Annotated in this window: 17 protein-coding genes and 1 tRNA gene; 9 read left to right on the forward strand and 9 right to left on the reverse strand. The window is 60.0% G+C overall.

Going from position 1 to position 21,986, the window contains the following annotated elements; genetic code table 11:
* Positions 1-8: 8 nt before the first annotated feature.
* On the reverse strand, positions 9-818 hold the full coding sequence (locus GH769_RS11565; protein WP_032902396.1) for an AraC family transcriptional regulator: 810 nt from the start codon (positions 816-818) through the stop codon (positions 9-11).
* Positions 819-1,005: 187 nt separating this feature from the next.
* Here GH769_RS11565 and GH769_RS11570 point away from each other — a divergent pair, with 187 nt between their 5' ends.
* The 5 genes from GH769_RS11570 (at position 1,006) to GH769_RS11590 (ending at position 7,538) form a co-directional block, all read left to right on the forward strand.
* Positions 1,006-2,631, forward strand: coding sequence for an APC family permease (locus GH769_RS11570; protein WP_032902397.1), 1,626 nt, complete (start codon positions 1,006-1,008; stop codon positions 2,629-2,631).
* Positions 2,632-2,642: 11 nt separating this feature from the next.
* Positions 2,643-3,569: a 4-hydroxyproline epimerase gene (locus GH769_RS11575; protein ID WP_020302724.1), complete on the forward strand. Its 927-nt coding sequence runs from the start codon at positions 2,643-2,645 to the stop codon at positions 3,567-3,569.
* A gap of 37 nt (positions 3,570-3,606) precedes the next feature.
* Complete coding sequence (locus GH769_RS11580) at positions 3,607-4,554, forward strand: dihydrodipicolinate synthase family protein (RefSeq protein WP_020302723.1); 948 nt, start codon at positions 3,607-3,609, stop codon at positions 4,552-4,554.
* Positions 4,555-4,716: 162 nt separating this feature from the next.
* Positions 4,717-6,288 (forward strand): aldehyde dehydrogenase (NADP(+)), encoded by a 1,572-nt coding sequence (locus tag GH769_RS11585; RefSeq protein ID WP_020302722.1) that lies wholly within the window; start codon positions 4,717-4,719, stop codon positions 6,286-6,288.
* A 2-nt stretch (positions 6,289-6,290) separates the two neighbouring features.
* A complete protein-coding gene (locus GH769_RS11590; RefSeq protein ID WP_032902398.1) occupies positions 6,291-7,538 on the forward strand; it encodes an FAD-binding oxidoreductase in 1,248 nt (415 codons plus the stop codon).
* A gap of 109 nt (positions 7,539-7,647) precedes the next feature.
* Here the strand turns inward: GH769_RS11590 and GH769_RS11595 are convergent, their stop codons facing one another.
* The 3 genes from GH769_RS11595 to GH769_RS11605 form a co-directional block, all read right to left on the reverse strand.
* Positions 7,648-8,631 carry a GlxA family transcriptional regulator gene (locus GH769_RS11595; protein ID WP_050587223.1) on the reverse strand — a complete coding sequence of 328 codons (984 nt, stop codon included), beginning with the start codon at positions 8,629-8,631 and terminating at the stop codon, positions 7,648-7,650.
* Between the two features lie 755 nt (positions 8,632-9,386).
* Positions 9,387-9,995, reverse strand: a complete 609-nt coding sequence (locus tag GH769_RS11600) for a LysE family translocator (protein ID WP_032902400.1) — start codon at positions 9,993-9,995, stop codon at positions 9,387-9,389.
* A gap of 111 nt (positions 9,996-10,106) precedes the next feature.
* On the reverse strand, positions 10,107-10,556 hold the full coding sequence (locus GH769_RS11605) for a helix-turn-helix domain-containing protein (protein ID WP_019817122.1): 450 nt from the start codon (positions 10,554-10,556) through the stop codon (positions 10,107-10,109).
* A gap of 96 nt (positions 10,557-10,652) precedes the next feature.
* Between GH769_RS11605 and GH769_RS11610 the strand changes: the two genes are divergently transcribed.
* Positions 10,653-11,594 carry an aromatic alcohol reductase gene (locus GH769_RS11610; protein ID WP_032902401.1) on the forward strand — a complete coding sequence of 314 codons (942 nt, stop codon included), beginning with the start codon at positions 10,653-10,655 and terminating at the stop codon, positions 11,592-11,594.
* 49 nt (positions 11,595-11,643) lie between these two features.
* Here GH769_RS11610 and GH769_RS28825 read toward each other — a convergent pair whose 3' ends face one another.
* From GH769_RS28825 to GH769_RS11625, 4 genes are all read right to left on the reverse strand, one after another.
* Positions 11,644-11,811 carry a hypothetical protein gene (locus tag GH769_RS28825; protein ID WP_165835032.1) on the reverse strand — a complete coding sequence of 56 codons (168 nt, stop codon included), beginning with the start codon at positions 11,809-11,811 and terminating at the stop codon, positions 11,644-11,646.
* Positions 11,812-12,029: 218 nt separating this feature from the next.
* Entirely contained in the window at positions 12,030-12,749 is a 720-nt protein-coding gene (locus GH769_RS11615) for an META and DUF4377 domain-containing protein (protein WP_233085901.1), read from the reverse strand.
* A gap of 344 nt (positions 12,750-13,093) precedes the next feature.
* Positions 13,094-13,167 (reverse strand) — tRNA-Cys (locus GH769_RS11620).
* 214 nt (positions 13,168-13,381) lie between these two features.
* Positions 13,382-15,661: an acylase gene (locus tag GH769_RS11625; RefSeq protein ID WP_032902403.1), complete on the reverse strand. Its 2,280-nt coding sequence runs from the start codon at positions 15,659-15,661 to the stop codon at positions 13,382-13,384.
* A gap of 242 nt (positions 15,662-15,903) precedes the next feature.
* Between GH769_RS11625 and GH769_RS11630 the strand changes: the two genes are divergently transcribed.
* Positions 15,904-16,284, forward strand: coding sequence for a hypothetical protein (locus GH769_RS11630; RefSeq protein ID WP_019817127.1), 381 nt, complete (start codon positions 15,904-15,906; stop codon positions 16,282-16,284).
* Between the two features lie 10 nt (positions 16,285-16,294).
* Here GH769_RS11630 and GH769_RS11635 read toward each other — a convergent pair whose 3' ends face one another.
* Positions 16,295-16,489 carry a hypothetical protein gene (locus tag GH769_RS11635; protein WP_014718591.1) on the reverse strand — a complete coding sequence of 65 codons (195 nt, stop codon included), beginning with the start codon at positions 16,487-16,489 and terminating at the stop codon, positions 16,295-16,297.
* A 172-nt stretch (positions 16,490-16,661) separates the two neighbouring features.
* On the opposite strand from GH769_RS11635, the gene GH769_RS29085 reads away from it, so the two are divergent.
* Positions 16,662-16,793, forward strand: a complete 132-nt coding sequence (locus GH769_RS29085; protein WP_019817128.1) for a hypothetical protein — start codon at positions 16,662-16,664, stop codon at positions 16,791-16,793.
* A 235-nt stretch (positions 16,794-17,028) separates the two neighbouring features.
* Entirely contained in the window at positions 17,029-21,948 is a 4,920-nt protein-coding gene (locus GH769_RS11640) for a membrane-targeted effector domain-containing toxin (RefSeq protein ID WP_032902404.1), read from the forward strand.
* The last annotated feature ends 38 nt before the right edge of the window (positions 21,949-21,986 follow it).

Here is a 21,986-nt window from a genome sequence, read left to right on the forward strand (position 1 = left end):
ACACACTGCTATCGGGGGCAAGCCCCCTCCCACATTAGATTTTCATCTGACCTGCCGCCTTGCGTCGCTTGCCGGTACTGCCTCGGGGTGAACCCGGTTGAAGATTTGAACTGCCGGGTAAACGCGCTGTGATCGGTGTAGCCGCATTGCAGCGCCACCTCGGTAATTGGCAGCTCGGTATGCAACAACCGCCGGGCATGCTCAAGCCGGACTTTCTGGATCATTTGCCGAGGCGTGAGGTGAAACACGCGTTTGCAGTAGCGCTCCAGTTGCGCCACGGAAATCCCGGCGATGCGAGTCAATTCACCCAGGGTGACGCGGCGGTTGAAGTGGCTGCGGATGTGTTCGTCCACCGCCGCCAGGCGCTGATAGGCCGGGTGGGTTTCGCTGGCAGACTGCAAGTCCACCGAAATTCCGGCCAGGCCGATGATCGCGCCGAGTTGGTTGTACAGCGGCCACTTGTGGGTCAGGCACCAGCCGGGTTCGCGGGTGCCGTAGAGGTGCAATTCGAGTTGATCTTCCAGTACCAGCCCCTGCTTCAACACACGCCGATCTTGCTCGGTATAGCCGGGGCCCAATTGTGCGGGAAACACTTCGGCGCTGGTCTTGCCCAGCAGCGGTTGCAGCTGCTTGAGGCCGCAGCGTTGCACCAGGGTGCGGTTGGCGAGCACGTAGCGCGCGTCGATGTCCTTGATGAAAATCGCGGCGTTGGGCAGTACATCGAGCATCGGCAGCAACTGCTCTACCCCGCTCAATAGCTGCTCGATGTTGTGGGGTCGGCTGCCCTGGAAAAGGCTCGCGAACGCGCTCTGCAGCATGACTTTATCTGCCCTTTTATTCGTCGACAGCCAGCAGATTGCGCCATGGAACGAGCGCTGTCGAGCGCGGCAAATTGTGCTGAATTCGTCATCCATCGCCGCATAAAACATCAATCGTCAGCCGGGCATGTGGGTTCAGGATAGCGCCACTGCATGCCTATCCAATAACTCACAAGAAGGCGCCGCTATGTCAGGCCAAGGCAAGTTCAAGAAACAGCTGTCACTGATGGACCTCACCTTTATCGGGTTGGGGGCCATCTTCGGTTCGGGTTGGTTGTTCGCTGCCAGCCACGTGTCTGCCATCGCAGGCCCGGCAGGAATTTTTTCCTGGTTGCTCGGTGGTTTCGCCGTGCTGCTGCTGGGCATTGTCTACTGCGAACTCGGCGCCGCCCTGCCCCGCGCCGGTGGCGTGGTGCGCTACCCGGTGTATTCCCACGGTCCGCTGCTCGGGTACCTGATGGGTTTTATCACGCTGATCGCGTTTTCCAGCCTGGTAGCAATTGAAGTGGTCGCCTCGCGCCAATACGCCGCAGCCTGGTTTCCGCAGCTGACCAAGGCAGGTTCCAGCGACCCCACCACCCTGGGCTGGCTGGTGCAATTTGCCCTGCTGTGCCTGTTCTTTGTGCTCAACTACCGCAGCGTGAAGACCTTTGCGATCGCCAATAACCTGGTGAGCGTGTTCAAGTTCATCGTGCCGTTACTGGTGATCGGCGTGCTGTTCACCTTCTTCAAGCCGGCGAATTTCCAGGTGCATGGCTTCGCGCCGTTCGGCTTATCAGGTATCGAGATGGCCGTGTCGGCAGGCGGGGTGATCTTTGCCTACCTGGGCCTGACGCCGATCATTTCGGTGGCCAGCGAAGTGAAAAACCCACAGCGCACCATCCCCATCGCCCTGATCCTCTCGGTACTGTTGTCTACGGCCATCTATGTGCTGCTGCAAACCGCGTTCCTCGGCGGCGTGCCTACCGACATGCTCGCCAATGGCTGGGCCGGCATCAGCAAGGAACTGGCCCTGCCCTATCGCGATATCGCCCTGGCGCTGGGCGTGGGCTGGCTGGCCTACCTGGTGGTGGCCGATGCGGTGATCTCTCCCAGCGGCTGCGGCAATATCTACATGAACGCCACCCCGCGCGTGGTGTATGGCTGGGCGCAGACTGGCACCTTCTTCAAGATATTCACGCGCATCGATGAAAAGTCCGGCATCCCGCGCCCGGCGCTGTGGCTGACCTTTGGCCTGTCGGTGTTCTGGACCTTGCCGTTCCCGTCCTGGGAAGCGCTGATTAACGTGGTGTCTGCCGCCCTGATCCTCAGTTATGCCGTGGCCCCGGTGACGGTCGCCGCCCTGCGCCGCAATGCACCCGACATGGCGCGCCCGTTTCGGGTCAAGGGCATGGCGGTGCTGGGCCCGCTGCCATTCATCATCGCTGCGTTGATCGTCTACTGGTCGGGCTGGAGCACGGTGTCGTGGCTGTTGGGCCTGCAAATCCTGATGTTTGTGGTGTACCTGCTGTGCGCGCGCTGGGTGCCGACCGCGCACCTGAACCTCAAGCAACAAGTACGCTCCTCGGCCTGGCTGATCGGCTTCTACGCCGTGACCATCCTGCTCTCCAAGCTCGGCAGTTTTGGCGGTATTGGTGTGATCAGCCACCCGTTTGACACCCTGGTGGTGGCGGCCTGCGCCCTGGGCATTTACTACTGGGGCGCCGCCACCGGCGTACCCGCCCACTTGGTACGCCTGGAGCAGGAAGAGGACGAAAGCGAAGCCGTCAGCGACGCGCACTACAGCGCCCCACTGTCCCCGACTACCCACTGATGGAGCGCCTTATGAAACGACTGCACGTGATTGACTCACACACCGGCGGTGAACCTACACGCCTGGTCATGAACGGCTTTCCCGAACTGGCGGGTGCCTCGATCGCCGATCAACTGGACCACCTGCGCACCCACCACGATCAATGGCGCCGCGCCTGCCTGCTGGAGCCCCGGGGCAACGATGTGCTGGTGGGCGCGCTGTACTGTGCGCCAGTCACGCCGGGGGCGACCTGCGGGGTGATCTTCTTCAACAACGCCGGCTACCTCGGCATGTGCGGCCACGGCACCATTGGCCTGATTGCCTCGCTGCACCACCTGGGGCTGATCCAACCGGGCGTGCACAGCCTCGACACGCCGGTCGGCCCGGTCGCGGCCACCTTGCACGAAGACGGCAGCGTGACCCTGCGCAATGTGCCCGCTTACCGCTACCGCAAGCAGGTGGCGGTTGAGGTGCCTGGGCATGGCGTGGTGCTGGGCGACATCGCCTGGGGCGGCAACTGGTTCTTCCTGGTGTCGGACCACGGCCATGAGTTGCAGATGGATAACGTGGAGGCCCTGACCGACTACACCTGGGCCATGCTCAAGGCCCTCGAAGCCCAAGGCATCCGTGGCGCAGACGGTGCGCTGATCGACCATATCGAATTGTTCGCCGACGACGCCCACGCCGACAGCCGCAACTTCGTAATGTGCCCCGGCAAAGCCTATGACCGCTCCCCCTGCGGCACCGGCACCAGCGCCAAGCTCGCCTGCCTGGCCGCCGACGCAAAACTGGCCGCAGGAGAACTTTGGGTACAAGCCAGCATCACCGGCAGCCAATTCCTCGGCCGCTATGAGTGGGACGGCGAACACGTACGCCCATTCATCACCGGCCGCGCCTACATGACCGCCGACAGCACCTTGCTGATCGACGAACAAGACCCGTTTGCCTGGGGCATCTGAGCCCATTATTCATTCAACTGAAACCGGAGTTAGCACCATGAGCGACAACATCTTCACCGGCTGCATGCCCGCCCTGATGACCCCTTGCACCGCCGAGCGCCAACCGGACTTCGATGCACTGGTGGCCAAGGGCCGCGAGCTGATCGACATCGGCATGAGTGCCGTGGTGTATTGCGGCTCCATGGGCGACTGGCCGCTGCTCACCGAGGCCCAGCGCCAGGAAGGCGTGGCGCGCCTGGTGGCTGCGGGTGTGCCGACCATCGTCGGCACCGGTGCGGTGAACAGCCGTGAAGCCGTATCTCACGCAGCCCATGCCGCCAAAGTCGGCGCCGATGGTTTGATGGTGATTCCCCGCGTGCTGTCCCGAGGTGCTTCGGCCACTGCGCAAAAGGCCCACTTTGCAGCGATCCTCAACGCCGCGCCCGACCTGCCGGCGGTGATCTACAACAGCCCCTACTACGGTTTCGCCACCCGCGCTGAGTTGTTCTTCGAACTGCGCCGCGAGCACCCGAACCTGATCGGCTTCAAGGAGTTCGGCGGCGCCGCCGACCTGCGCTACGCCGCCGAAAACATCACCTCCCAGGATGACGATGTGACCCTGATGGTCGGCGTCGATACCCAAGTGGTGCACGGCTTCGTCAACTGCAACGCCACCGGCGCCATTACCGGCATCGGCAACGCACTGCCCCGCGAAGTGCTGCAACTGGTGGCGCTGAGCAAAAAAGCCGCCAAGGGCGATGCCAAGGCGCGTCGCCAGGCCCGCGAGCTGGAAGCTGCACTGGCGGTGTTGTCGTCGTTCGACGAGGGCTGCGACCTGGTGCTGTATTACAAGCATTTGATGGTGCTCAACGGCGACCAGGGCTACGCCCTGCACTTCAACGAAACCGACGACCTCAGCGCTGCCCAGCGCCGGTATGCCGAGCAGCAGTACGCGCTGTTCCGCCAGTGGTATGCCAACTGGTCGGCCGAACAGAACGTCGCTTGATTTTCTGTAGGCGCGAGCTTGCTGTGGCGAGGGAGCTTGCTCCCGCTGACTGCGCAGCAGTCTCCGGCTTTTATTGGGGGCGCTTCGCACCCCAGCGCAAGCATGCTTGCTCGCCACATAAGCTCGCGCCTACAACACCTCTTTTTGTTCCAGGATGCCCCCATGACTCTGACAGGCAAGATGCTGATCGGTCAGCAATCCGTTTGCGGCCATCGCGATGCGATCCGGGCGATCAACCCCGCTACCAACACCCCACTGGAACCCGCCTACGCTGGCGGGGATGAGCAGCACGTCGACCAGGCCTGCGCACTGGCGTGGGCCGCGTTCGACGCTTACCGCGAAACCACCTTGGCAGATCGCGCCACGTTGCTTGAAACCATCGCCACCCACATCGAAGCCCTGGGCGATGAGTTGATCGAACGCGCCTGCGCCGAAACCGGCTTGCCTCGCGCACGCATTGAAGGTGAACGCGGCCGTACCTGCGGGCAACTGCGCGCTTTTGCCCGCACCGTGCGCCTGGGCGAATGGCTCGACGTGCGCGTCGATACCGCACAGCCCCAGCGCCAACCCCTGCCCCGTGCCGACCTGCGCCAGCGCCATATCGCCCTGGGCCCGGTAGCCGTGTTCGGAGCCAGCAACTTCCCTCTGGCCTTCTCCGTGGCGGGCGGCGATACCGCATCGGCCCTTGCCGCCGGTTGCCCGGTGATCGTCAAGGCGCATAACGCGCACCCCGGCACTAGCGAGCTGGTGGGCCGCGCCATCGCCCAGGCGGTTAAAGAGTGTGGCTTGCCGGAAGGTGTGTTTTCACTGCTCTACGGCGCGGGTAACGAGGTGGGTATCGCATTGGTGCGCGACCCGCGCATCAAGGCCGTAGGCTTCACGGGGTCGCGCAGTGGCGGTATCGCCCTGTGCCAAGCGGCGCAGGCACGCCCGGAGCCGATCCCGGTGTACGCGGAAATGAGCTCGATCAACCCGGTGTACCTGTTTCCTGCTGCGCTTGAAGCTCGGAGCGAAGCCTTGGCCGATGGGTTCGTCGCGTCGCTGACCCAAGGCGCCGGCCAGTTCTGTACCAACCCTGGCCTGGTGATCGCCCTGCAAGGCGCCGCTCTGGACCGTTTTGTCCAATCCGCCAGTGAGCGTCTCTCGCGTTGCCCGTCCCAGACCATGCTCACACCGGGTATTTTCAGCGCCTGCGAAACCGGCCTGAAGACCCTGGCCCAGCACACCACCATAGCCGCCAAAGGCTTGCCAGCGACCGGGCCAAACCAGGGCCAGCCCCATCTGTTCGTGACCCAGGCCGAGGCGTTCCTGAACAATGAACACCTGCAAGCCGAAGTATTCGGCGCCGCCTCGCTGGTGGTGCAGTGCCGTGATGTCGAGCACATGCGCCAGGTGTCCGAACACCTGGAAGGCCAACTCACCGCCACCCTGCAGATGGATGACCACGACTTGCCACAGGCGCGGGCATTGCTGCCGGTGCTGGAGCGCAAGGCTGGGCGCCTGCTGGTGAACGGCTGGCCGACCGGCGTAGAAGTGTGCGACGCCATGGTGCATGGCGGGCCCTTTCCGGCGACTTCGGATGCGCGCAGTACCTCGGTGGGCACGGCGGCGATCCTGCGATTCCTGCGCCCGGTGTGTTACCAGGACGTCCCGGACGCCTTGCTGCCCACCGCGCTGCAGCACGACAACCCGCTGCGGTTGCGGCGCCTGCTCGACGGCCAGCGAGAAGCATGATCATGGCCGATCCCAAGCAAGCAGACATCGTAGTAGTCGGCGCCGGCATTATCGGCGTCGCCTGCGCCTTGCAGCTGGCACGCCAAGGCCGCCGAGTCGTCGTGCTCGACCCGCAGGCACCCGGCATGGGCGCCTCCTACGGCAACGCCGGCCACCTGGCGACGGAACAGGTGTTTCCCATCGCCGACCTGTCGATCCTCAAGCGCTTGCCCGCCATGCTCCTGGACCCCATGGGCCCGCTGCGCCTGGACTGGACCTATCTGCCCCGCGCCCTGCCCTGGTTTATTCGCCTGCTGCTGAACCTGCGGCCAGTGCGTTATCAGCGCACCGTAGCCGGCCTTCGCGCGCTGAACGAAGGCAGCCTGGGCGCGTGGCAACGCTTGCTGCAATCGATTGGGCAAGCGCCATTGCTGCGTGAAGACGGTTCGCTGTTGGTGTATGAGCGCGGCGAATCCCGCGCTGCACTGGATGCAGTGCAGCAACGCATGCGGCAACAAGGCGTCGCCGTGGACTTCTGGAGCGGCGATGCGGTGCGCAAGGCTGCGCCGCAACTGAGCGACGCCATACAAGGCGGTTTGTTCTTTCCCGCTACCGGACATTTTCTGGACCCGTACACGGTGGTTGGCGAACTGGTGAACGCGGCCAAGGCTGAGGGGGTGCAATTTCTTCAGCAGCGCGTTCTGGACGGACGCCTGGAGAGTAACGGCGTTTCCCTGATGACCGACCAAGGCGTACTGACAGCGCAGCAAGTGCTGATCGCCTGCGGCGCCCACTCGGCCAAACTCACCGCAGCTCTCACCGGCAAACAAGTGCCGCTGGACACCGAACGCGGTTACCACCTGATGCTGCCCCACGAACAACAGCGCCTGCCCTTCGCGGTCACTTCACTGGAGCGCAAATTCATCATGACGCCCATGACCGGTGGCCTGCGCCTGGCCGGCACGGTCGAATTCGCCGGCCTCGACCGCCCGGCCAATATGCAACGGGCCTGGCAGTTGCACCGGTTGAGCAAAGGGCTGTTCCGACATGACCTGAGCGACAGCGCAGCCACGCCCTGGATGGGGTTTCGCCCTTCCCTGCCCGACTCACTGCCGATCATTGACCGGGTGTGCGAAGGCAAAGTGCTGCTTGCATTTGGTCACCAGCATTTGGGACTGACACAAGCGGCGGTGACGGCCGAGCGGGTTGGGCAGCTTGCTGCGGGTGAGCGGGTGCCGCAATTGCACCTCTACCGCCTGGAGCGATTCTGAGAATACCGAGAACCCAATGTGGGAACTGTCGAGCCCCAGCGAGGCTGCGAAGGGATCGCCTCGAAGCCCATGAGCACCGCAGAGTCTGTATCGCCCAGGGCTCGACCTGCTACTTGACCAACCGCTTCTCCTTGGAGGGGCGATAGCCGAAATACGCGCTGTAGCATTTGCTGAAATGGCTCGGCGAGACAAACCCGCACGCCACCAGCACATCCACTTGTGACAACTCGGTGTGCTGCAACAGGCGTCGCGCTTCAGTGACGCGCAATTCCATGTAGTAGCGTTGCGGCGTGGTACCCAGTTGTTCCTTGAACAGGCGCTCCAGCTGGCGGCGGGAACGGCCGGCGTAGACGGCGAGCTGATCGAGTTCCAGGGGCTCTTCGAGGTTGGCGTCCATCAGCTTCACCACCTCGCGCAGCGGCGCGCTGACACAGATGCTTTCGGTGGGTTTGATGCGGCGGTAGCGCGACTCTTCGAACGCCAGGATATCTTCGATGCCTTCGACCAAGGCTTTGCCATGCAGGCTCTTGATCCAGTCCAGGGCCATATGGAAAGCCCCCGACGGGCTGGACGCGGTGAGGCGGTCGCGGTCGATCACGTAGGGTTCGCTGGTGACCTGCGCCGCCTTGGACACTTCGGCCAGCGCCGGGCGATGTTCGGGGTGAATGGCACAGCGGTAACCCTGCAGCAGCCCCGCACGCCCGAGGAACCACGAGCCGTTCCACAAACCGGCGAGGCGCACGCCCGCTTCACCCGCACTGCGCAGCCATTGGATAAATGGCTCGCTGGCCTTGAGTTCGGTACGAAAACCACCGCAGATCACCAATAGGTCCAAGTCCTGCAAGCTCGCCAGCATCAGGTTCGCATCCGGGCGAATGACCAGGCCCAGGTCGCTGATGACTTCGCCCTCGCCCCACCCGAAAGTGCGCGTAGCGAACAGATCAGGGCGCAACAGGTTGGCGGTCACCAGCGTGTCGAGGGTCTGGGTGAAGGCCGGCAAGGAGAAGTGTTCGAGCAGCAAAAAACCGACACGGGTGACCGAGGTTGATTGCTGGGGGTTATCACTGAGGTAGCGCAGGTTCTTGCCTTGCATGCCACCGCTGAACTGGCGTCTTTCCATCGAGGGTCGGCCCACGCTTATTGTTGTGCAGTGGGCGCTATCTTAGGGGCAAATGCAGTGCCTGTCTCAGGTGACGCTCAAGGCGGGTAGCGGCCATGGCGCTGATCTTGATAAAAGCTGTTCGCTTGAAAAGCCACGGCCCAGGCGCTGCGCGCTGATCTGATACGGTTTTTTCTTTTCAATCTGCGCCTGTATTGAAAACCGCTTGAGGCGGACAATAGCCCCATCCCGACATTCCTGTCGTCCCCTTCCCCTCGGAGGCCTTATGACCAAGATGGCAATTTTCCTGTTTGGCTTTTTGGTGTTGACCATTGGCATCGGCATGTTGGCGACCATCTCACCGGTCTAAGCCCGCATCAACGTGGCGAGGGAGCTTGCTCCCGTGACGGCCTCATACCCGACGCCCCACGATCCAACTGTGGGAGCTGGCTTGCCTGCGATGACGGCCTGACAGCCGACGCCTATCTACCTGACACCCCGCGATCAAACTGTGGGAGCGGGCTTGCTCGCGAAGGCGGCCTGACAGCCGACACAATTGGATTGTGTGCATATCCATCGCTGCGGTAACGGCCACTTAGGGTTTCGCCTGACGGCGGGTCACTTTGGAAAAGAGCCGGAATGCCGGCCCAGCCCAAAGTAACCAAAGGGCTCTTGCCCCACCCTCGGCACCTCGCCTTGGCTCGGTGTGCCCGAACGCAGGCTTCGCATCGTGGTTACCTACGCCCGCCTCAACCCACAAACAGCATCGGATACAGCGACAGCACCAACAGCCCGGCCATGGACCAGTTGAACATCCGTAACCAGCGCGGCTCGCGCAGCAAGTTGCGCAAGCCACTGCCACACCCCACCCATACGCACACACTCGGCAGGTTGACCACCGCAAAAACCAGGGCGATCACCAGCACATTGGTGACATAACCCTCGGCCGGCGTGTAGGTGGTAATCGCCCCCAACGCCATGATCCAGGCTTTGGGATTGACCCACTGGAAGGCCGCCGCACCGAGGAAGGTCATCGGCTTGCCATGTTCATCCTGGTTATCAGACATACCGCCCGCATTGGCAATCTTCCACGCCAGATACAACAAATACGCGGCGCCGACATAACGCAACAGCGTGTAGGCCCACGGAAACAGCTTGAACACCTCGCCCAAGCCAAGCCCCACACAAATCACCAACAGCATGAAACCGATGCTGATCCCCAGCGCATGGGGCATCGAACGGCGAAAGCCGAAATTCACGCCTGAGGCCAGCAACATGGTGTTGTTGGGCCCCGGGGTGATCGAAGAGACAAAAGCGAACAGCACGAAAGCTGATAACAGGCTGGTAGACATGATCATGGCGCGGCATCCAAGCGGTGGTGATGTGCCTGCGACAGTAGTGGGTTATGGCGCGCTGCGCCCCGTACAGCTAGGGGTGGATCGAGGCATACACTTGCACAGCCTAAGCGCTTACCGAGACGCGTCGGGAACCGGTGTGGGAACCTGCCATGCCGGTTTTTTGCCCTCCTGACTGTCGAACATACGCCGCGCCTTGCGAAAGTCCTCCACGTTTTCGACCACCCAGGTCCAGACAGGCGACATGCGAATCAAAAGCTCCCTGCCCAGGGGCGTCAGCTCGTACTCGACGCGTGGCGGAATCTCACCGAACTCGCGTCGAACCAAAAAACCATCGCGCTCCATGGCGCGTAGGGTCTTGGTCAACATGCGCTGAGTCACACCCGTCATCTGCCGTTTTATCTCGGCATGACGCATCGCACCGTACACACCCAAGGCATGCAGGATGCCCAATGACCAGCGGCTACCGGCGTGAGCCAGGACTTCACGCCTGACGCCATCGTCTTCTTCCCTGAGCGACTGGCAGATAATTTCTGCCTGGCTGAGCGTTTCATGATCGGTCATTTCTACCCCTGGTATCACACGTGTGCCTTCTTATGAGCGCTGCCGAATCGTGCCAGCATGGGCTCATCTTATCGCCAACAGGTCTGCGGAGAAATCATGCCTGAAATGCCCCCACTTCCCTCTCAATCGATCCTCGTTCTAGGCGCCGGCGAACTCGGCCTGCCGGTTTTGCGCAACCTGGCGCGTGAGGCCAAACGCGCGCCCGGTTCCACTATTAGCGTGCTGCTCAGGGAATCGACCATCAACACGCAAATGCCCGAAAAAAAGGCAGAGGTCGACGAGCTGCGCAGCCTGGGCATCCAGATGGTCGCCGCAGACTTGGTGAACGACTCAATCGATCAACTTGCCAAGGTCTTCGCACGCTTCGATACCGTGATCGGCTGCGCGGGCATGGTCGCGGGCCGAGAAACCCCGATGAAGCTGGCAACCGCCGCACTCAAATCCGGCGTGAAGCGCTACTTCCCCTGGCAGTTTGGCGTGGATTTCGAAGTGATTGGCCGGGGCAGCCCCCAGGATCTGTTCGATGCCCAACTGGATGTGCGTGAGTTGCTGCGCGCCCAGGACAACACTGAATGGGTCATCATCTCGACAGGCATGTTCACCAGCTTCCTGTTCGAGCCGGTGTTCGAGGTCGTCGACTTCGACAACAACACAGTGAACGCCCTGGGCAGCCTCGAGAACAGCGTGACGCTCACGACACCGGACGACATCGGTACGCTGACAGCGCAAATCGTGTTCTTCGAACCGCGCATGCGCAATCAGATTGTCTATCTCGCCGGCGACACCGTCACGTATGGGCAGGTTGCGAGTATGCTGGAGCGCGTTCTGGATCGCCCGTTCAAACGCAACGTGTGGACGGTTGATTATCTCATGCAGGCACTGGAAAAAGACCCCACGCACCACATCAAGAAGTACCGTGCTGTATTCGCACAAGGCAAAGGTGTGGCCTGGCCTAAGGCGGCCACGTTCAACGAGCAACAATCGATTCCTGTCACCACTGCTGAGCAGTGGGCTCGGGAAAACCTTGCAGTCCATTGAAACCGGACGCTGAAGCCAGCCGTAAAGGCTGGCACAGGTGAAGGGACGGTTAGCGGATTTGAGCTTCACGCTGCTGGTCAGAGGCATGTTGTTTTTTTACATGCTTGCGCGACCTGAGCTCGTATTGATGGTGAATAAACCAGGCGACCAACAACACCCCAGTGACGCCAAAAACCAAGACCAACAGCTCTAGTGCGGTACCTTCATGTGAAAACATTTTTCGTTCCTCGTCCTGAAGCCGTGTGACCGAAAAAACAGCCACACCGAAATTGTTTGTAATAATTCAAACATTTTCAGGGTAGTCTGCAAAAGCTCAGGTGACAACCCCCGTTCGACCCAGAACCCTTGATCTAGACGTGTCACTCGTCGAAAACACGGATAAATCACAGGCGATAAAAAACCCCGTAGACGCGAATCTACGGGGTTTCTTTTCGCTTATTTGCTGCCAGAAGCGTCCTGCTCGACCACCATATCCAACACGTAGACCGTCGAAGGCGCATCCGCTGGCGGATTCTTCCATTCGTACTGTTTGACCCGCAGCACAGTGCGCACGCCGTCATGATGCACAAAGCCTTCGATAGGCTGGTACAGCGGATGCCAGGTGTCTTGGGTCGCCAGTTGCAGGCCCGCGTCGTCATAACGACGCTCGCGCACTTGGAGGCACTGATAATCTGGAATCAAAGGATGGCTGCACTTGACCGTCTTGGCCGCCACTTCCAGAAACTTGACCTCACCCTCGCTACCGTAGCGGGTCTGCGGGGTGGCCTCGCCTTGCAGCTTGAGCACCGAGCCATCCGCTGTCGTCAGTTGCAGCATCGGCGCCACGTTATCGCCGGTGATCACAGCGCGCAGCTCACCCTTGAACAGCCGCCCTACCTGGGCATCAAGGTCCATCAGGCTCTTGTCACAGGCCATCAGCGTAGAGGCCAGTGGCTGAACCTTCAGAACCCCGTCCTGATAGTGAAAGCCGCCGAACTGACGATTGCAGCCACCGCTGATGCTCAGGTTCTTGTCACCGAAGGCAACGCGCAACTTGCGCTCGATGCCTTTGTTCATCGCCACAAGAGGCTTGCCCGACGCGTCCGTTGCCGAGACCAGGTTCCAGTCGTAAGCGGATAAGGTTGGCTGGGCTACAGCTGCTGAGGTAGTAGGCATTGAAGGTGATTCTTCATGGCTTTTGGAAGGGGCGGCACAGCCTTGGATGAGTGCAGCACACACGGCTACAAGAAGAATTTTTTGTTTCATGGGTCACTCTGTCAGCTTTGATGAGTGCGGGCGTTATCTTGCGCTGGCAGGATAAGCGCGCGGCTAAACCGGCATGAGGAGGTCGCTTGAGGCCTTACTGAGCGTAGACCCAATGCGCGCTTGGCGGACCTCGTCCTTGGCCGATAGCAATCGGACATCATTTGTTTGGTTCAGTTTCACGAGGCGTTGGAAGTGCAGGCAAATCCCAGACAATAAAAAACCCCGTAGACGCTAATCTACGGGGTTTCTAAGAGTGGAGGCCGAGGTCGGAATCGAACCGGCGTAGGCGGATTTGCAATCCGCTGCATAACCATTTTGCTACTCGGCCTCAAACGATCAATGCCCTTGTTGCTGACATTCACCGCATACAAACTTGAGTGGGCTACGTGATGCCTGCCTCTACTCTAAACCATTGAATACATTGAAGTTTTTAATGCTTCATTGCGTTCGATGGGCGCCATTATGTACTCATTTGCCTAGGCCTGCAACCCCTTGATTTCAAAAAATATTCTGCCTTGGCATCAAGGGGTTGCGCGTCTGCCCTACTCCTTCACTGTTTGGATTTTGTAGTGCGGGTCGGCCTTGATCTGGGCTTCGGTGAAGGGCAACGGGTGCAGTTTTTTCTCGGAGAAGCCTTGGGTCTGGTCCTTTGAATAAGCGGACGCCGGGTTGCTGGACTCGGAGAATGCCAGGACGCCGACTGCGTTGGGGCCTTTGTCGTCGAAGCTGACGATTTGCAGGTAGCTGGTGCCGCTGACGACTTCGCGTTTGCCGTCGGCGCGGGGCACGGTTTGCATGGCGTTGTAGATGCCCACTTCTTGCGGGCCGCCGTGGATGGGGGTTTGGCCGGAGACTTGGATATCGCCCCAGCGGGTCTGCCCCAGTTTGCTGACCTCAGCGCTGGAGGCCAGCATGGCTTCCAGCAGGGCCTTGGCGACAGGGGCGCGGTCAATGGCGAGGCCGCTTGGGGTGGTCAGTGGATGGGCCGGGTCGAAGGCCACGCGCCAGGCATCGGGGATTTGCTGCAGGTGTTGCATCAGGTTGATGAAGTGCACCAGGCCCACGCCGCTGTCGAGGTTGGCGCGCTGGTCCCAGTTTTTCAGGCTGGTGCACAGCGGTTGTAGCGCGTTGGCGTCGGTGCCGAGTTGGTTGGCGCAGAATGTCAGCAAGTCGGGCATGACCTGGCCCGCCAGGTACACCTCGTTGTCCATGACCATGTCTTGCAGGTCGGTGACGCTGATCGGCTGCTGCTCAAGGGCTTGCAGGCGCTGGAGCGCGAAGCGCGCACGCGGGCCGAGGCCGATGTTGTCCTGGCTGATCACCGGCGAAAAGCCCGTTAGCGGCGCCTTGGGGTTGGCCATCCAGGCGGAATCGTTGGAGTGTTGCACGTAGTCGGTGCGTTGCAGTTGGGGCAACTGGTCGGCCGGGAAGATACCGGGCTGGGCCGCGCGCGGGTCGATATCCCAGGCGCAGGCGCTGTGGGCGCCGTCAAGCATGATCATTTGCAGGCCGGCCCGCGGGTCGCTGCATGTTGCCAGTTTAGCGGCGCTGACGTTGGGCACCACCGACAGGTTCATGTACAGGCTCTGGCCCTGGTCATCGGCGGCCAGGGTGTTGACCCAGGGGATGCCTTGCAGGGTATGCACCGAGCTTTGCAGTTCCTTGAGGCTGCTGGCGCGGTTCATGGCGTACCACTGTTGCAGCACCCGGTCGTTGCCCAGGTTGGCGTCGCGCAGGCTGAAGGCGTAGTGGCTGTCCCAGTCGAGCTTGCCCGGCCATTGCACCACGGGGCCGAACTGCGAACTGTAGACGTTGTGGGACATGGCCTTGAGGCTGCCGTCAGCTTGCTTGACCTGGACTGTTACGGCCGTTTTTTCCAGTGGGATGGACTTGCCGTCCAGCAGATAACGGGTGGCGTCCTTGGGGTCGAGGGTCAAGCGGTACAGGGTGAAGTGTTTGGAGGTGTCGACGGTGTGGGTCCACGCCACATGCTGGTTGAAACCGATGTTCACCACGGGCAGCCCTGGCAATGCGGCGCCCATCACATCCAGCTGGCCAGGGATGGTCAGGTGCATCTGGTAAAAACGCATGCCGCCCAGCCAAGGAAAATGCGGGTTGGCCAGCAGCATGCCACGGCCATTGAATGAGCGGTCACGGCCCACGGCGACGGCATTGCTGCCTCGGTCCAGCGTGAAGCGTTGCTGGTTGGCCGCGGCCAGTGCAAAGCCTTTGGCACGGGGTTGCACACCGGCGGTGGCTTGGGGTGGTGTTGCCCCGACCAGGGCTTCGGCGAATTGGCCGACGCCCCCTTCCACCAATAGCCTGCGGGTCAACTTGACCAGGTCTTGCACTACCAAGGGCCGTACCCACGCGGCCTGGCAATGCGCGGGTGCGCCCTGCTCCTTGAGGTAACGGTTGTAGCCGGCCACGTACCCTTCGAGGCGCTGTTGCATCTGCGGGCTCTGGGCTTTCCAGAATGCCGCCACTGCCTCGGGGGTATTCAACCAATTGAAGAACACATCGCTGGCGAGGTTGTTGCGCTCTTGCAGGGTCGCTTGGTCCGGCCCGAAAAACTTGGCGCGCTCGCCATTGACCGTGACCACTTCATTGGCCAGCAAGCACAGGTTGTCCTGGGCATAGGCGTACCCCATACCCACCCCCAGGCCACGCTCATCGGAGGCGCGAATATGCGGCACGCCATAACTGGTACGCCGGATATCCACCGACGCCTGCGTCACTTGCTCCCGTGCCGATACGGCCAGGCTCAACCCCAGCAACAGCCCTGCCACGCCCACTCTGGACAACCCGTAGGAAATAATCACGCCGACTCCACAGTCAAATTGAACACCCTCACAAGGGATGGTTACCCCACCGTAAGAACGCAAATCGACCGGAATAATTTAGCCGCACAAGGCTGTATATCGTCAGCGCTTGAAAGGTGACAAATCTGATACCGACAAATTTTCTACATTCATCGTTTCATGATTTGCCTCACTCGTTCGTCTTATTACTCAAGAGCACCATCTTTTCCTGATCAGGCTCTGAAAAGAAAAGGAGTTTTTGCATGTATAACCCGCAAGTGCCCACGGATGGACATTCAAAGGCCACCGATACTCACTTTGGCAACGATACACAGGCGTTCGGCAACGCGCCCGAACAGCAAGGCAACCAGCGCATACGCCACTTACTCAAGTGTTTCGGTTTGCGCACCAGCCTGATTCGACTGAAGGTCATCGACGCCCTCCTCACCGCTGCCGCCAACCAGCGCACCCTCGGGGTACGCGGCGTGCACAGCCACCTGCTGGAGCTGGGCATTCCGTTGTCGTTTCTCAGCGTGCGCGAGGTACTCAAGCGTCTGTGCAGCGAGGGTGTGATCACCCTGAACGCCGACAAGAGCTACAGCCTCCATGAAGAGGCTGCCAAGGTACTCGAAGGTCGTGCCTGACTGACACGCGTCAGAAGTTAGGCTTGACCTTGCGGCGCATGATGCCGTTGATCACCACGACGACCACGGCAATCGCGATGGCCAGGTACTGGAAGGTTTTCTCGCTGATCACGCCAGTGTTCTGCAGATAAGACAGGCCGAACATCGCGCCCAGTACAGCCAGGGCAATCAGAAGCGAGTATTTCAAGCGTTGCTTTTGGGTCATGACGAATTCCTGGACCTGAAGGATGTATCCACTGTGTATCGCCGCGCATGCCAAGCACATACCCAACTACGGGGATGGCACGGCGTCGGCGGGGTCTTATGTTACAGGCGATGAACAGATTTGGCTTGTCCTACGCCTGACAGACCTTTGAAGCCCCTTGGAGAATTGTGAAATGCTTCGACGACTCATCCTGCTGGTTCCCTTGATGATCATGCTGAGCCTGGGCGGTTGTTTCTTCTTCCCGCGCGGCGGTGGCTGGCATGATCGCCACGATGATGGCGGCCGAGTTTACGAACGTCGCTGATCCCCTCGGGAGTACTCCGCCCTAACGAGCTGCCCCTGCGTGCTCACTGTGTGCAGCAAGCCCACTTTCCCCGTGTTGCTGCACCGACGCGTTACATATTCGTTAATAACATTTCCCCGGGCGCCTTCGGAACCTCCCGACGCTCTCATCCCAATCATTCGAGGCCCAAACAAGGAAGAATCATCCCTCGGATTATCATCAGGACGCGTGGGCCAATGCCATTGGAATAACTCACTTGATTTCAGGTATCGCCCACCATCGCCTGCGCCGAAACGTCTCCAGCGATGAAATCGCCGCTCCTGCCCACACCCGTCCGATGCCAGGGACGGTCCAGACGATAGCCGTTCCGGACGTGGATGCGATCACGCCGGTCAGTGCGATTCGTTCTGACCTGATCAAGGGCCTTCAAATAACTGATCAACGCTTGTTGCTCAATCAATACCAACAACTCAACCAGGACATCCAGGCACTGCTGCTGCGCCAGCCGACGCTCAGCAGTGTTATCGAGCAGCAATTGAATCGCAGCTTCGGTACTACACCGCCTGTAGACGCCTCGTCACTGTATGTGCATCGCTATCACACTGATGAACACGGCCAACGCACATTAATCTCGGTGCAGAGCATCACCGAAGCCCTGTTCAACGCACTGCGCCAGCTCAAGGCACCTCCCGGCGCCCAGGCCTCGACCAGTACTGCCAGCACGGAAGTCGGCTTCTACACCAGCGCCTCGCCAAGCGAAAGCAGCCAGCAATTGCACGCTCGCGACACCCTCCTTTCGATTGCACAAACCATCGAAAAAGAACTGCCCCTGAGCCTTTCCCGATTCTGGACCGAGCCACGCACGGGCGAACCCAACCCCGAGTCACCCCAGAACGAATTGCTCAGTATCCACCGAGAGATGCTGTCCACCCTCGCCGCCTTGGGCGTGGAAGACGGTGCGTTAACGCCCGCCGCCAAATCATTGATCGACAAGGCGCTTGAGTATCCAACCCTGCAGGCTCGGGAAAGCGCGATGAGGGATGGCGAAAGGCCCGGTGTCTACCCGCTCAAATTGGATACCCCAAGCCCAGAGGGAAGCCTGCTGGCAGGGGCCTTCCTGATCACCAGCAGCGATGGATCGTCGGCGACACGCCCATTCAGTAGCGCACAGACAGACCGCACCTTACTTCCTGGCCAACAGCAAGGCCTGACGGTGCTCTACACACCTCGCGATGGCTACGAAACCTTCGACAGCCCGGCCAAGGCACTTGCGACCTTGCGGCAACGCATTAATGACGACCCCGAAGCCGCAGCGCAGCTACTGCAGAGTTTGCCGGTGGAGGTTCAAAACGGCTTGAAGGATGACTGGAAAAACCACTTGAGCCAGGACCTCTCCCCAGTGACCGGCGACGTCATTGCCACAGGCGTGCCGCAGTTGCTGGAGCGCCAGCGGCATCAGGTGAGTAACGCACTGCAAGCGTTGTATGAGTCGAACAACGTTGAGCCGACGCTTGTCGACCCGTGGGGGCATCTTCTGACTGAGACGGGCCTGCCTGAGGCTGCCGACCTGGGACCGCATTTCGACGGCAACAGCGCCCTGTTGGCGCGTGCGCAATGGCTGGACGAGCGCGCGAACAGCATCGACGCGCGCCAGGCATTGGATCAACGCCTGGGTGATCAGAAAAACTGGCGATACCTTGCGCAAAAACTCAACGAGTCTGCCCAGGCCTTGCCGCAAAGCCCGACAGAACGTGAGGTGTCGGCCCTGCTGAAAAATACGCCGATGAATATCGCGCCAGACTCAGCCCATTACCAAGCCTACATACGGACACCTGGCATGTCCGTAAGCCTCGAAGCCTTCCTGCTTGAAAACGGCGTGCCATTGCCCAAGACCGTGGTCGACTTGCTGGCCTTGGCGCAAAGCGCAAAAGCACGCGCACAGCAACACCCCTTGGGCAACTTCGCAGGGGGCCTGTCCTGGCCGATCCCCTTGGATGTCAGCCAACAAGACACGCTGCGCACGGCCGCCGTCGAACATGCCAACAGCGATCCCGACTTACCGCAGGGGAATCCCAAGCGCGGCGTACTGGAACATCTGGGTAGAAACCTGAGTTTCTCCGAGCAGGCACTGGCGGACCCGGTCAAGGTGCTCGAAACCCTGATCAGCTCCAAGGATGGCCAGGCTCTCGGCCAAGCCATGCAAACCAAAATGAATGGTATCGCCACCGACACCAGCGCAAACGACTATGCCCTGGCGGCGATCCAATTGATGCTGGACCCCGAGTCGTTGACGGCGCCTGTGCGAAACCATGTGGCGGGTTTCGACCTGGCGCAGAAAAGTCATTGGGGCAAACCGCTTTCGACCATCACCAACAGCCTGCGCCAACACTTGATTGACACGGGGCGCGAATCCCCTGAGCTCGCTGGCGCGGCCGCACATCTGTTACTCAGACGCACTGCGCCGCAATTGCTGGTCAAGGACATTCCTGATTCGGTAGTTTACGGCAGCGCCGCGTGGGCGAACCTTTGCATTGCAGTAGCCGCCATTGAAGCCAAGACTCCAGGCCGCGTGGCCGCCCTGTCTTATGCCGAAGTGATGATCACCGCCGACACTGCTGGCGCCGTGCCCGCCTCTGCGCAAGCCGCAGTGATGTTGGATTGGGCCGTGGCCAATGACATTCTTCCAGCGAAAGACGATGCCCTGTATCAGCCAGCCGACCTGGAAAAAGCCCAGGCGCTGTTCAAAGCACAACTCGATACGCTGATAGAAGCCTCATCGCTCATCGGCGGGAGTTTTCCAAGCCGTAAACACATGGCGCTGGACCTCCTCGTGAAGACATTCGGCCCTGGCATGGACTTCGAGCTCAAGATGTTTTCCAGATACAATGGCGATACGCCCAGCGCGCCGCGCTCACTGGTGGAAATCGTCATGGAAGAACGGGTCATGGAGGGTCGCTGGGTACTCACGAAAGAAAATACCGGCGTGGACCTTGATGCGGTTATTGCCTTCACCCACAGCGCGCCATTCAATATTCAACGAGCGTTTGAGGATGCCTTTTCTACCGCCTTGGACAATCATAAGACCGTTAAAAAAACAGCTCTCCTCAACGCGCTCAGCAACCTGCCGCCCGAAGACAGAAGAAACTTGACCCAGGGCAAGCTCAATTATTTTCAAGAAAAAAGTTACAAGGTGGGCATGATCCCTTTCGAAGGTGACACCTTGTTTCACACCAACCCTACCGTACTGGTCACCGCGCAAAACAATGGACAAACCACCACCTATGAGTTCGATACGGTAAACGGCGTTATCCGAAGCCGGGGCAGCAGAAAAACACCGGCGGCCCCTGTCAAGTTCTCCAACGAGATAATCAGGGAAGAGCCATTTTATCCGGACAGAGACAACGTCAAGATCGTTGACAGCGGGCAATCGATTCTCGCAAGTATCCCGGCCAACCCTGTGCCGTTTTCATGGATCGACCTGGGTGATTTGAAGGAAAGCAAGCTGGATCGCGAACAGCCCTCCACGGCACCCCAGCCGTATATGTTCCTGAACCCACGCACTCACCATATCGCCGACTCCGTGCTCAAGGCGTTGGACCTGGACAATCCCGCCATCAAGAAAGCCGCTGCGGGGACCACGACCTTTGAGCGTAATCATGAAAAGCTGACGAACTTCAAAGAGTTTTTGCTCGACCTTATTCCCTTCCGTTCCGCAATCGTCAATTTCATGGACGGCAACTACGGCGAGGGGATCACTGACGTCACCCTGGATGTTTTCGGTTTGGTCACCGCCGGCATCGGTTTGGCGGCCAAACTCGGAAAAGTACTGGGTACGGCTGGGTCAGCCGTGAGCAAGGCGCTCAAGGCAACGAAAATCATGGTGCCAGCCCTGCTCAAGGAGTTGAACCCGTTAAACGGCGTGGGTGATCTGCTAAAGGGCTCGGGTAAACTCATTTACGAAAGCGTTGAAGCGATAGCTGGTGCGGTGCCATCCCTGAAGGGAAGCGCAAGCCACGAAGCGCTGATCAGCGCCGCAAGCCGCTACGAGGCAGCGGCAACCGGGACCTTCAAGGTGGGCAACCAGCGGGTTCATGGCTCTGCCGTCAAACACAACGGTAAATGGTACCCCTACGATGTGCATAAGCAGGAGGCTTACGGTGCGCCTCAAGCTTTTGATCCTGCGCATACGCTGATGCCACCCTCACCCCATGCTGACTTTTCCCCTCGGGGGCACATGAACGCTCGGCAAAACACGCGATTTCAACCCTACAAAAGACCCACCCCAAAAGCGCCGAACATCAATGGACACACGCCGACGATCGTAAACAAAACCGATCATCTGGACGCCATCAAAGACGAATACGTAAAACATATTAAAGGCGCCCCCAACGAAGGCCACTTCACACCCAGCCGAAGGCAACCGACACAAGAGCGGTTCAACGCAGAAATGGATGCTTTCCATCAAAAACTGGACCCGTTGAACCCACAAAATCGCCCCATAATTCCAGAAACGAAACCTTACGAGACAGTGCCCGACCTGATCGAGAAAGCCTTGGACAATTCGGACGTGGTGGTATTCGGGGAGAGTCACCAGCATTTGGCCATGTTCCGCGAAATTGACGCAAGCATCGACCTGTTCAAGCGCAAAAATGTAAAGGTGGTCGGCATTGAAGGTGTCGTCTATGACAACAATGGACTACTCAAGGACGATGGCATGGGCCATACAGGCCACGGTTTGCGGCCCGCCCACCCTCAATTCAATCTGCAGACGTTGATCAGAAAATTCAAGGATGCCGGAATAGAAGTCGTGCCCCTTGACCACTTTTATCTGACACGCCACCGGCATGACCGTAAGGCCTACACGACGCTAAGCGAAACCGAACGAAACCTGAAAAGACTCAAAGAGTTCAACTACTACGCCGCACGCGTCATTGAACAACACAAGCATAAGGGTAAAGTGATCGCCTTGGTGGGCCGCCAACACATCAACTCCACTCAAGGCGTCACCGGCTTGGCTGAGGCGACCGGAGGCATTGGCATCGGTGTTTACGAACGAACAGGCATGAAGGTGGGCTACGGCACGAACTCCACGGATGCCAAACCGGGCCCGCTGGGTACCCTGAACGCTGACAACGATCTGGCGGGAGATCTGCAAATCTTTTCGCCAGCAACCTGATAACACGCTAAATAGTTGCCTGCGTAGCACGCAGGCAA

Origin of the sequence: Pseudomonas sp. CFSAN084952, assembly GCF_009648855.1 — a bacterium.
GTDB lineage: Bacteria > Pseudomonadota > Gammaproteobacteria > Pseudomonadales > Pseudomonadaceae > Aquipseudomonas > Aquipseudomonas paracarnis.